Origin of the sequence: Carboxylicivirga fragile, from assembly GCF_050589805.1 — a bacterium.
In the GTDB taxonomy this organism is placed as follows: domain Bacteria; phylum Bacteroidota; class Bacteroidia; order Bacteroidales; family Marinilabiliaceae; genus Carboxylicivirga; species Carboxylicivirga fragile.
In genome coordinates this window covers 71,903-85,160 of sequence record NZ_JBNGOY010000001.1, presented here as the reverse complement: position 1 = coordinate 85,160, position 13,258 = coordinate 71,903, and the positions used below count along the sequence as shown (strand labels likewise).

Sequence of the window (13,258 nt, the reverse complement as noted above, 5' to 3'; positions counted from 1 at the left end):
ATAAAAGAAAAGCCACAGGTGGAACCTATGGCTATATAAATTTATTTGTTAGCTGATCCACTTAAATACTATTTAAGTAGCGCCACCAATATGTATGTTTTAAATTATTTTTCATTTTGTACTGTTTTGAACAAGTATACAGTTTTTGATTCTGTTCACCAAGTTTATGATATAAAAAAGCCCCGTATTACACGAGGCTTAAAATTTATAGCTATTACTATTATTAGTAATTGTACTCTATCTGAATTGGGTTAATACCTACTGTATATTCTTGACCCAAATAATGATCATCTTCTTTGGTGTCAAAAACAAGTAGTTTTCCATTACTTCCATCTACTTTATATAAACCCTGTAGTTTTCCGGTGCGTGATTCAAATGCGATAGAATATAAGGTCGCATCTTTGTATTTACTATCGTCATGCATCGCCCCACGATAATCCGATTCGTACACACTCATACGGTGAGTTTTACCATGAACAAAATAAAGATGTCTTCCGTCAAGCGATGTAATTATCGCATTCTTACCGTGATCTTCCTGATTTAAAAAAGTAACTCGTTCTTCGACGCTATGAGTCAATACGTCACCACCCGTAACGCGACTAATTACGTATAAACTTTGATTCGAACCTGCTGCATCACCATCACAATACACCCAAATATTTAAATCAATATCAACGGCCATATCAAAAGGGTATCCGCCTACTTCAATGGTTTCTACTAACACATCATTAGTCATATCAATGATGCTAACCGTGCCGTCCATCTTATTTGCCACATATAAGTATTTTCCAGCACTCACTAATTTATCAGGACCAGCACCCACTTTAATTCTTGTATCTGTCACTTCAAAACTTTCAATATCAACCTTAGTAACAACATTATCATCATCACCTTCGGAAATTCCATCTCCACAACTTACATATGCCCAATTGCTATTAGCTATAAGTATATCGTTAGGATGTGAAAGTTCATCAACATTACCAATAATACCATAGGTACTCATACTCATCGCTTCAACTTCATCACGTTCAGGAAAAACAAAGAAGCCCAAACCACTTGTATACTTATCGGTTTTTTTGACTTTAAAAACTGATACGTTAGCCCCTAACTCATTTCCATTGTTTTTTGATTTAAACAAATTGTTAGTGACTATTTTCTGCTCATAATCATAGCGACTTAAAGTACTGGTTTCAGAATCTCCTTGATTCAAAACGAAAGTACCTTGACTATCATTTAAAGTGAATGTATTGATATCTTTACATGCAGTAAATAATAATAAACTGATGGATAGTGTTAGGAATAACTTATTCATATTCGTATTCAATATTTTAATTTAAATATATTCAACATTTAGTCATGTCAAAAACGGTATCAAAGATATTATTCCTTTCTTAATTATTACTTTATTCTATTTAAATAATATCATTTCACAAAAAGAAAAAAGGGAAATAAAGCATCAAATGCATCATTTCCCTCTTCTCTATAATCTATTTATATTTATTCAATATCAAACAACATCATTGGTGCTATACCAACTCCAATGCTCTTTTTCTCTACTCCATCCTTAGAATAAACTTTAATTTGACCAGACTCGGTTGTACTAGGTGAAATAAATACGTTAAGGTCGTCGTTTAAATTATTAACTCCAATACCGTTAATACCAAACAAACCTTCTACAATATTAGAGCTTTCAAATGCCTTTGAAGCAACATCAAAAACGGCAACAGCTCCAGTAAGCTTCCAACTAGAATCGTACGCTGAAGTCATTACATATAATTTACTAAAATCAGTATTAGCTGCCATAACATTAACATAAGCTGCGCTAATCCCCGATAAAGGATACATCGTGTAGGTGTCATTCTGAGTATTGATATGCGCCAATCCATCTTGGTCAGCTGGTGTGCTGAAAGAGCTAACTACCGATACGAAAATATTTTCTGATGGATCTTTAGTAATATAAGAACATACACCAGGCATATCAATGTAGGTAATAGCTTCAGATGCCATGTCAATAACAGCCACTTTTTTATCGTAATTCAAAGCTGCATATAATTTACCATTAGCAATTTCTAAATCTTCCGGGCCACCGGCAAGCATTATTTTACCGATAACGGCATCGGTTTTAGTATCAATTTTAAGAATGTACGATATTGAAGCATCATTCCAAACTTCACCACCCCAGCAAGAAACATATAAAATATCATCGTGTGCAATACAATTTCGCGGTTTAATTACTTGATCAGTAATACCGTTATTCGACTGAATGAATGTTGCAGCATCAACATATGTAATGCGGTCAACATTGTTGCCCATAAAATAAATCTTATTACCATATTGATAAGCACTTTGTGCATTTGATGTCATTATGGTATTATTCCTTAAATTATAATAGTCAAAAACAGGCACCGACGCTGTTTTCTTATCATATAAAGTAATGGAACTTTTAGTACCGTTATAGCCACCATAATTCAGTACATACGCATATTCACCAACATAAACCTTGGTTTGAAATTGCTCAGTTTTTTCACCATTTGTTGCCACTAAAGTAACTGTATATTTCCCATCAGCTGCATATGTGTGTTCCGGATTCTGATCTTTTGAGGTAACATCATCTCCGAAATCCCAAGCATACTCAGTTGCCGATGTAGATGAGTTTGTAAATTCAATTGCTTCACCAGCTTCAACAACATTGGCGGAAGTAGTAAATCCAGCACTTAAAACAGGAATTGTTTCATCTTCGCTACATGATGTAAAACCAAGGCTTAATGTTGTAAGAAGAAAAATTAAGCTAAAAAAATTCTTTTTCATAAGAAGTTAATTTATAGTTATGTTTATTTAAATTTATATGTTACACTTAATCTACCATTGATTCGAGGCATTGGATAACCCTCAGAGGATTGATAGTCTTTATTTAGAATATTATTTAATGATGCCGCAAAACGAAATACATGGTCATCATTTACTTTGTACTTATAACTCGATTGAAGATTTACTAAGGTGTACGCTGGAATCGTATTTTGCTCCTGAGAGGTATATTGTTTATGCGTGTAATTAAAATCAAAACCAGCCGATAAATCCTTATAAATACCACTAAGATAAAAGACTCCCCTATGTAAAGGAACGTACTCCAATTGCCGTCCAATTGCCTTATTCTGTCCCGAACTTGAACCAACAACCTCTGCACGTTCAACAGGGTTATAAGAATAATTAAGACCTGTGTTAATCGTATACTTTTGAACATGAATATCCCAATTTGATTGAGCCTCAATTCCCTTACTTACGACGCGCTGAACATTATCCGCCTCCCAGCCATTACTGCCATTTATCCATAGTAACCAATTGTCAACATCTAAATAAAAAGCATTTACTTTGATTGTGCCAGAAAGACCATCAATACAGTAACTAAACTTTGATCCAAGCTCGTAATTTATGCCATCTTCAGGTTTAAGATTTGGATTGCCACCTGGCACCCAATAGCGATCATTGAAAGTTGGGACACGGTAGCTTTTAGATACATTACCAGTAAAACTAAGTACGTATTTTTCTTTGGCAAGCGCATTATAAGAAAACCCGACAGCAGGTGTAAAAGGCACATCAAAATCAGTTACAAAGGCTTGGCGCAAATTAACAGATACGGTTAATTTATTAAAGAAATTTTGATAATACGAAAGGTGTATATCGGTCCAATCTTCTCGTTTTAAGTCGGTATTATAAGCGTATACTTTTGGAAAAATTGATTTAAAATTAACCCCACCTTTAAAACTACTGCTATTGGTTATTTTATATTCTCCATCCCCATTGAATATTAAACGCTGCGTTGATATTTTATTAGTAGAATGATTATGAACTGAATTGTCGTAAACATATCCGCCACCTAACTTATAATGCAGTTTCTTTTTTTCATTTTTATATTCTGTCCACAATCGAACATGATCATCACTTAAAGTTTTACGCATATTTGGTTGAAACGCATTGGTTTGCATGTTTTGTTGTATCTCATGCCAATCACTCTCAATCCATGCTTTTAAAGTAAAGGTCTCATTAGTATTAAGTTTGTAATTAAACTCTTGAATCACGCCTTTATTCTCAACTGATGCATTTCGTTGAACATCCTCTCCAAATGCACCGTTTTTCTCAAAATCATGCGTGGTATTAAAAAAAGGAAAATTATTTTTTTTCTTATAATAATAAACTCTTGTAACGCCTTCCAACTTACCGTTGCCATAAAACAACTTAGTGCCATATAATTCTTCATCAAACGACCCAAAATCAATCCTTGCTTCAGCTTTAAAACCATTCACCCAGTAATTATTCATCCCTAAATGAATAGCGCCACCAATACTCCCCGATCCGTTAACCACCGAAGCGCTTCCGTACTGAAGACCAATTTCATCAAATAAATACAAGGGTACATTGCTTAGGTTGGAACTTCCCAGCGTCATTGAATTAATATTAATTCCACCAAAGTTGATACTTGTGTGATCTGGTGATGTACCTCTGACCCGAATTGTGGCTAAAGAACCAGCTGTACTTTTTATGGCAAAGGGTGTAAACCGCAAAATTAACTGATCAAGATTTCCACCTTGCATTAATTCAAACTGTTGTTCTGGGACCTTTTCAATCTTTGAACCTGCCTGGAAACGGCTAATACTGGTTCCAGTAACAACAACTTCTTCCACATTCACTGTATCTATAATTTGTCCGTTTGCAAATGCAACGCACACAAAAAATACAATTATCAACAGCTCTTTTTTCATCACCTCTTAATCGGTCAAATAAAAACTGTTCTACAAACGAAAGCTACGATGAATACATCTTGTATAACATTGCCTTGCACTTTATCCGAATGCTTTGAACAATTAAGTTTATATTGGTAGGTCTTCTGACTTGTCTTGACTACTAACCGCCTTCCCGTTGTATCTATTAACAGTGGCATTGTTGGTTGTAGCATGCTATTCCGTTTTCTCGGAATCAAGACTTACAGCAGCGGAAACTGTTGCCGACTTTCACGGCATTCCCTTTTATCGCCAGGTAATGATTTTACCTCTTGAACCAATTTGAGCGCAAATGTATATGAATTTTTATTCTCAAAAAATATATTACCCTTTTTTAATTGAAATAAAATACACTTTTGTCTTAATATCTATTTCTCATCCTTAATTGAAAAAAAGGCAATCATCTCTTTTAGGTCATTGGCTTGTGATGATAATTGTTCGGCACTAGCCGCTAACTGCTCACTAGATGAGGCATTAAGTTGGGTCAGGTTATTTAATCCTTGTACAACCGAATTAACTTGCCCAGCCCCTTCTAATTGCTCCGCGCTAGATACAGATATTTCTTTGACCAATTCAGTGGTTTTATCAACTTCGGGTACAACACCAAGCATGGTTGAGCTCGATACTTCAGCCATTTCCAATCCCAGTTGAGTTAAATTAACTATTTCATTGGCAGCATTTTTACTTAGTTCAGCCAATTTTTTAACTTCATTGGCAACCACAGCAAACCCTTTGCCTTCGGCTCCCGCTCGTGCTGCTTCAACGGCTGCATTAAGAGACAATATATTGGTTTGATTCGCAATTTCGTTTATGATATTAATCTTTTGGGATATGTCATTTGTAAAAGCCACAAGCTTTGTTATTTTTTCATTTACAATTTGGATATCCTCATGCACTTTGTTTGATTTCTGTTCCGTATTTTGAGCGTTGTGAGCATTCTGTTCAATATTACTTACCATCTCTTCCATTGTCGATGATACCTCTTCTACGGAAGCTGCTTGTTGAGTGGCTCCTTCGGACAACTGCATGGATGTTGACTTAACCTGATCGCTCGCAGATACTATGTTCTCCGATCCTTGAGATATTTCAGCCACCACTTGTTTCAATTTTGTAATCATGTTCTCCAAAGATTGAGCTAAACGCCCAACTTCATCTTCTTGATCAAGATGTATACTTGAAGACAAATCGCCTTGCGCCACTTTATGCGCTAATTCAACACTCCTGTTAAGAGGTTTAGTGATGGAATTGGTAATTAATCGAATGGCAATTACAAATATGCCAACACTAAGCAGAAGCACAATAATTAGAACAACCAGTTTCTCGTAAATGCCACGATTGTATTCTGACTTAAGATAGGATACAGCGACAAAAGCCTCAATGCGCGGAATGTATTCGTAATATAAAATCTTACCTATTCCCTCATAAGTGTAATCGATTCGGCCCTTCTCCTGCCCCGAATTAAGCATCTCTTGAAAAAACGCTTCATCTGATTTATTGGTACCTTCGCCAACGGGATGTACCAATACTGTACCATCTTTAGCAATTAAAAAAGGAAATCCTGAATCGAGGTAAACCTTACTAGCAAACACATCCTTGATGCTCGACATGTCTTTTTCTTTAAACCCTACATACAAAATACCTTGCACAACTCCTTCGATAATGATTGGTTCGTAAGCCGTTAGATACCAATCATCAACAACAAAAGCTCTACCTTTAAAGGTCTCTTTAGCGAGAATGGCTTGTATAACCGGAGAATCGTTTGGAATAAAGGTGTTAACTCCGCGTTGCCCCTGCTTATTATAAACATTGGTGGAAATGCGTAAAAACCCCTGAGGAATGCGCTGAAAGATGGTAGCGGTACCATTAAGCATAGTACCTATTTCATCTACAAAAGCATAATTCTCATGAACACGTGTATTAGCATGTAAAAACTCTGGAATATCAAGCTCCAGGATTTCACCTGTTATTTGATTTTTAGCCTTAACGCTTAATAAATTATCTGAATTAAGTTCTACACTACTTTGGTAGAAAAATTTGTTGGCAACATTAATGCCCGAGTTTACAACATCTTGTTTAATCTCTATCTGAAGATTAACTAAGCGCTTTAAATCAGCTGTTTGTTCGTAAGAGAAACTACCTAATAAATTATTAAATGTATTGGTTTGAGATATCAGCGTGTAAGTACCTAATCCCGTTATGATTATCACTACTACCGATCCTAGTACCAAGTTTAATCTTCTGCCAATACCAATGTTATTCAATGATTTAATCTTCATTTCAACTTAGTTTTAGATGTAAGTAAATAAAGCTTAGCAAGTAAGTTCTAAAAAGTGCCAAACTGTAATTTACTAAAAAAACTATGCAAAATAAAGTGCTTAAAACACTAATTTATACTCTAATAGCATTTATAGGTGATTAACCCGATAAAAAAGGAATAAAGCAATTAATGACAACAGGCTGCCTTACTCATATCCGGACTAATATATGGGATTCCCAGATTTAGTCCGCGAAGAATAAATATTACACCTAAAATCACAATAAAAACAGGAATGAAAGCCTTCAACTTATGAAGGTATCGACTTCTTATTATATCGGAGAAAAATGCCACTGCAAACATCATTGGTAAAGTACCCAAGCCAAAGAAAAACATGGACAATACACTTTCTTGAATGGTTAATGATAATACAGCTTTTGAGATGGCAACATAGACCAAGCCACATGGTAAAAAGCCATTAAGTATACCTATAATAAAAAGGTTGCCAACACTTCTGCGATTCAAGGAATCACCAATCTTCTTTTTAAGAGTAGAATAAATCGAATTTGAGACCTTATTACTTCCCTTAGGTAATTTGATTATACCTGGTAAAATAACTGAAAGAATCATAATAGCACCACATAAAATTGATACTATTTCTTGAATGCCCGAATGCTTCAACCCTGCTCCAACAAAACCAAATATTAAACCTAAAAGACTATAGGTTAGTGCCCGGCCAAGGTTATATAATAAAGCACCAATTACCTTTTGAGAAACCGAGTTGGTTGGTAAAGGAAGAGCAAGGGCCAAAGGGCCACACATGCCAACACAATGCAAACTGCCAAAAAAGCCAATTACGAATCCTTCAAGTATTCCCATTTTTAATCGATGTATAAAGGTAATTTTGTGAAATATGCTACCTCATTGGCTTGCCATTCAATCATTAACTCATATTTGCCAGCTTTAAAATGCTTTTTCGCTATACTCATGCTAAAAGCGGAGTCCAAAGCAACAGTGCGTTCAATGTCCAATGCTTTATTCGACGGACGATAAATGTGAACCTCACCTTCGATGCCATCCGCAGAACCAGTAATTTCAGGAAAACTAATCACTAAATCATTATCACTACTTACTTCAACCTTTTTAGCCAAGGCCTGATAATTAATAATCTTAGATATCTGATCCTGATATTTTAATTCTTTTGGATAATATTCTTCTGTCACCATATCAATGCGTTCTCTGGTCGTAATAAATACCAAAGTTGCCAATCCAGAAGCGCCTAATACAATAGCCAGAAATATTCCGTGTCCCCAATTAAATTTCATTCTATACTTTTTATTTCAAGACAATTCGTTTTCTAAAACCAATTTAAGAACCAAAAATTATGGCCCGACAAAACTGGTACTAATAACCTCAATTAATTCTTCACCTTCGTAAATACCAATTTTTATTTCAGTATTCGATCCAGTTAATTGTTCGGTTGATAACTTTATTAAGAAAGCACCTTGCATTTTCTTTTGTTTCTCAATCTTCATCAAACTTCCAGCCAGTTGAACTTCACCTTCGGGAGAAATCAATTTAATACTTAATTCAGCCTCACGATTGGTTTTGTTAACCACCTTGTAATTATAAATATTACTTAGATGCTGATCATCCACCTTTTGATATAAAGAACCCTGAACGCGAAGAATTGTTGTTTCAAAATCGCTTCGTAAATTAAACAGTACTATTAACACACCTGTCAACGCTACCATTAAAGTTGTATAGGCAATTATACGAGGCGTCCATTTAAATTTCTCTCCTTTCTCAACGTTATTCAACGAAGTAATTCTAATCAATCCCTTAGGTAATTTATAGCGTTCCATTACCCCATCACATGCATCGATACAAGCAGTACAGTTTATACACTCCAACTGAATACCATCACGAATATCAATACCTGTAGGGCAAACAGTTGTACACTTATGGCAATTAACACAATCGCCTTTACCAGCCTCTGCTCTATCCTCCTCTTTACGCATTGGCCCTCTTGATTCACCCCGTTTATAATCGTAGGTGACCATTAAGGTATTATTGTCCAGTAAAGCGCCTTGTAGGCGACCATATGGACAAATTAAAGAACAGACTTGCTCTCTAAAATAAGCAAACACCACATAAAAGGCTGCCGTAAAAATCATAATGGCAACAAACACGCTAAAATTCTCAGTAGGTGAACCAGTAATGTATTGTTTCACCATCTCCACCCCCACAATGTACGAGAGCATTGTATGCGTTATGAAGAATGATATTAAGATGAAAATGAAATGCTTTAGAGTCTTACGCCACAATTTATCAAAACTATCTTCTCCATTATTTCGAATGCGTTGCTGATCACCACTTCCTTCGATCCAATACTCGATACGACGAAAAATGATTTCCATGAAGATGGTTTGAGGACAAGTCCATCCACACCAAACACGGCCATAAACCACCGTAAAAGTAATGATGGCCACTATAATAGAAATTAACCCTATCACAAATAAATGAAAATCCTGCGGCCAGAAAACAACTCCAAACAAGACAAACTTGCGATGAATAATATCAAACAACAAAAGCGGCTCACCATCCACCTTAATGTATGGTGTTATAAATAGAAAAGCCAACAAAATAATGCCCACAATATTACGGGCCTTATAATATTTGCCAGAAGGTTTATTGGCATAAATCCAATTTCTTCCACCTTTCTCATTCATCGTGACTATCCGATCGCGAAAAGATTCTTTGGGTTCATTTGTCATTGGTGTGAGGTTTATTCATTCACTTGTAAAAATATAAAACATCTTTAAATAAAATCGGGCAAAGTGATAAACATTGCCCGAGTTATTTTAATTCTGATCTATCTTTTATTCAGCAGGCGCTACGTACTTTTCTCCTTCAGGAGCTTTAGGATTAGGCGGATTAGTACCCACTAAAGTAGTAATGTAACTTGCCACCTGATGTATCTGTTTAGACGATAATTGACCTTTCCAGGCAATCATTCCTTTTTCGATAACACCAGTATTAATAATGTGCATAATATCTTCAAAACTTCCCCCATGAATCCAATATTCATCGGTTAAGTTAGGCCCAACCAATCCCTGACCTTCAGCCAGGTGACATACAGCACAGTTGGTAGCAAATACCTTTGCACCTTTTGCTAAGTCAGCCTTATCATCTAAAGGAATGGTATAATCTACTTTTACAGTTTCAATAGTTATACCTCCCTCACCTGTAGTGGCTGCTTCTTCAACTTCTTCAGGGATAGCATCCAACATTTGCTGCTCATATTCTGCAACTTGCAAATCACCATCGTTAAAGAAATGGTAGCGTGCAATATAAATGTATGCAAACAATATACTGCCCAACAAGATAAATGTTAACCACCACGGTGGATTATTTGCTAATTCTCGTATGCCATCAAATTCATGCTCCGGAACGAACTTATCATTCGTTAAAGGGTCAATTTCCGGTAGATTTTTGTGGTCTTTTTTGATCTCTTCCATAGATATGAAATAAATATTATATGAACGAAAGCTGCATTACAGCTCTCGTTTTTTCTAATCAACTTATTAACTCTCGTCGGCAGTTGGTACTTCGTCTGCCTTATCCGTTGCATAGTTCGAAACTTCAATTACATGTGCTTTATCCATTTTTATAACGTACCATAATACGAATATGAATAAGGCAAAGAACAGTAAAAATGAAATGATCGGATAAATTTCAATCCCAGCAATGTCTTCTAAATAGTGTCTTACTAATTTCATCTGTTTAAAATTTTTATTTCAATTGCCTCCCGATAGCTATCGGGATTGAACTCCCCAAATGGTCGTTTCATATTATCCTATTTATTCGGCCAATTCCGCCTCAGGTTGTACTTTGTAAATATCCGTACCTAAACGCTGCAAATAAGCAATTAAAGCAATGATTTCCTTTTCACTTTTTGTTTCTATTCCAGCTGCTTTCAGTCCATTAGTTATTTTATCGGCTTGTGCCATATAATCTTCAATGGCAAGCTCATCATAACCTTCGGCATAAGGAACACCAAGAGTTTGCATGGCTCTAATTTTAGCCGGTATCCTTTCAATATCCGCATCGTCACTAATCAACCATGGATATTTCGGCATGATTGAATTGGCATTCAATTTTTGAGGATCCAACATGTGATTAAAGTGCCAGGCGTCTGGTTTGTAAATTTTACCAGTCATCACCCCTTCACGAGCTAAATCTGGTCCAGTACGTTTCGATCCCCATTGGAATGGATGATCATAAACAAACTCACCAGCTTTGGAATACTCGCCATAACGTTCTGTTTCTGATCGGAATGGTCGAACCATTTGAGAGTGACAGTTATAACAACCTTCGCGGATGTAAATATCACGACCTTCTAATTCAAGTGGTGTATAAGGCTTTACACTAGAGATAGTTGGCACATTTGATTTAATCAAGAAAGTAGGAATCAGTTCTACGAAAGTTCCGATTAACACAACTATTAATGATAATATCATAAACTGGAAAGGTTTACGCTCCAATACAGCGTGTAACTTCTCACCAGGTTTTTTAGCGGTAAGATTCTCAACAACAGCGGTTGTTTCTTCATTAGCTGCCATATTACCTTTACCAACTGTTTTAAACAGGTTGTAAGTCATTAAAATAGCACCCGATAAATATATCACACCACCAAAGGCACGCATGTAATACATCGGACGTATTTGCGTCACTGTTTCTAAGAAACTAGGATAAGCTAATAAACCTTCTGAAGTAAATTCTTTCCACATAAGGCTTTGCGCTAAACCAGCCCAATACATCGGTATGGCATAGAATAAAATACCTAAAGTTCCAATCCAGAAGTGCGCATTGGCCAATTTCTCAGAATATAGCTTTACATTAAATATTTTAGGAACTAACCAGTACAGTACACCAAAGGTTAAGAACCCATTCCACCCTAATGTACCAACGTGCACGTGTGCTACAGTCCAATCTGTAAAGTGACTGATGGCATTAATATTTTTTAATGATAATAATGGGCCTTCAAGCGTTGCCATACCATAAGCCGTAACAGCTACAACCATAAATTTAAGAGTTGCACTCTCGCGAACCTTATCCCAGGCACCTCGAAGTGTTAGTAGTCCATTTAACATACCACCCCAAGATGGAGCGATTAGCATGATAGAAAAGACCGTACCTAATGATTGTGCCCAATCGGGTAATGCAGTATATAATAAGTGATGTGGCCCTGCCCAAATATAAATAAATAAGAAGGTCCAGAAGTGAACGATGGATAATCGATACGAGTAAACCGGACGATTCGAAGCTTTAGGTACGAAGTAATACATCAAACCTAAATAAGGAGTGGTTAAGAAGAATGCCACAGCGTTGTGACCATACCACCATTGTACCAAGGCATCTTGTACACCAGCATACCAAGAATAACTTTTAAATAAAGTGACTGGTAGTTCTACTGAGTTTACAACATGTAAAACAGTTACCGTTATGAAAGTGGCTATGTAAAACCAAATGGCAACATATAAATGCTTCACACGGCGTTTTACAATGGTTCCAAACATATTCCATCCGAATACTAACCAACAGACGGCAATCAGGATATCAATAGGCCATTCTAGCTCAGCATACTCTTTACCAGTTGTGAAACCAAGCGCTAAAGAAAGCGCTGCCAGCACAATGATAAATTGCCAAACCCAGAAATGTACCCAACTTAGTACATCGCTAAACATGCGTGTTTTTAACAAACGCTGCATAGAATAGTAAACCCCCATAAAAATACCATTACCAACAAAGGCAAAAATTGCCGCATTAGTATGGATTGGACGAACGCGTCCAAAGGTGGTGTATTCAGATTCAAAATTAAAAACTGGCATTGCCATTTGAAGTGCTGCAAGCACCCCAGCCAACATACCAACTAAGCCCCATATTATGGTGGCGAACATAAAATACTTGACAATTTTATTGTCGTAATAAAACGTCTCTTGCTTCATCGGTGATTTTGGATTTTGTATTAGACTTAAGCTCTTTATTATCGTGATTATCGAACAATATACGCACAGAAGGTGAATAATCGTCTTCGTATTGTCCTGATTTTACCGCCCAAATAAATAGCCATAAAAATAATAGGGCTACTAACAGGCTGGCAATCACTAAAACAATTATTATCTCCATACTATCTTATAAAGTTCGTTCCCTTATATCGGTTAAA

At 36.1% G+C, this 13,258-nt stretch carries 11 protein-coding genes and 1 riboswitch; all 11 genes read right to left on the bottom strand.

Annotated elements, in window-relative coordinates:
• Positions 1 to 223: 223 nt before the first annotated feature.
• A complete protein-coding gene (locus tag ACRD7B_RS00395) occupies positions 224 to 1,312 on the bottom strand; it encodes a YncE family protein (protein ID WP_430822450.1) in 1,089 nt (362 codons plus the stop codon).
• Positions 1,313 to 1,497: 185 nt separating this feature from the next.
• The gene (locus tag ACRD7B_RS00390; RefSeq protein WP_430822449.1) at positions 1,498 to 2,808 is read right to left on the bottom strand and encodes a PKD domain-containing protein; all 1,311 of its coding nucleotides are present in this window, start codon (positions 2,806 to 2,808) and stop codon (positions 1,498 to 1,500) included.
• A 23-nt stretch (positions 2,809 to 2,831) separates the two neighbouring features.
• Positions 2,832 to 4,757: a TonB-dependent receptor gene (locus ACRD7B_RS00385; protein ID WP_430822448.1), complete on the bottom strand. Its 1,926-nt coding sequence runs from the start codon at positions 4,755 to 4,757 to the stop codon at positions 2,832 to 2,834.
• Between the two features lie 98 nt (positions 4,758 to 4,855).
• Positions 4,856 to 5,072, bottom strand: a riboswitch (cobalamin riboswitch).
• 71 nt (positions 5,073 to 5,143) lie between these two features.
• Complete coding sequence (locus ACRD7B_RS00380) at positions 5,144 to 7,051, bottom strand: methyl-accepting chemotaxis protein (protein WP_430822447.1); 1,908 nt, start codon at positions 7,049 to 7,051, stop codon at positions 5,144 to 5,146.
• 167 nt (positions 7,052 to 7,218) lie between these two features.
• Positions 7,219 to 7,908, bottom strand: coding sequence for a sulfite exporter TauE/SafE family protein (locus ACRD7B_RS00375; RefSeq protein ID WP_430822446.1), 690 nt, complete (start codon positions 7,906 to 7,908; stop codon positions 7,219 to 7,221).
• A gap of 2 nt (positions 7,909 to 7,910) precedes the next feature.
• Positions 7,911 to 8,354, bottom strand: a complete 444-nt coding sequence (locus ACRD7B_RS00370) for a FixH family protein (protein ID WP_430822445.1) — start codon at positions 8,352 to 8,354, stop codon at positions 7,911 to 7,913.
• A gap of 57 nt (positions 8,355 to 8,411) precedes the next feature.
• Complete coding sequence (gene ccoG, locus ACRD7B_RS00365; protein ID WP_430822444.1) at positions 8,412 to 9,806, bottom strand: cytochrome c oxidase accessory protein CcoG; 1,395 nt, start codon at positions 9,804 to 9,806, stop codon at positions 8,412 to 8,414.
• Between the two features lie 105 nt (positions 9,807 to 9,911).
• Positions 9,912 to 10,550, bottom strand: a complete 639-nt coding sequence (locus ACRD7B_RS00360; RefSeq protein WP_430822443.1) for a c-type cytochrome — start codon at positions 10,548 to 10,550, stop codon at positions 9,912 to 9,914.
• Positions 10,551 to 10,616: 66 nt separating this feature from the next.
• Complete coding sequence (locus tag ACRD7B_RS00355; protein WP_430822442.1) at positions 10,617 to 10,811, bottom strand: hypothetical protein; 195 nt, start codon at positions 10,809 to 10,811, stop codon at positions 10,617 to 10,619.
• An 81-nt stretch (positions 10,812 to 10,892) separates the two neighbouring features.
• Positions 10,893 to 13,040, bottom strand: coding sequence for a cytochrome-c oxidase, cbb3-type subunit I (gene ccoN / locus ACRD7B_RS00350; protein ID WP_430822441.1), 2,148 nt, complete (start codon positions 13,038 to 13,040; stop codon positions 10,893 to 10,895).
• A complete protein-coding gene (gene ccoS / locus ACRD7B_RS00345) occupies positions 13,009 to 13,221 on the bottom strand; it encodes a cbb3-type cytochrome oxidase assembly protein CcoS (protein ID WP_430822440.1) in 213 nt (70 codons plus the stop codon). The genes ccoN and ccoS overlap by 32 nt, the downstream gene beginning before the upstream one ends.
• Positions 13,222 to 13,258 lie beyond the last annotated feature (37 nt).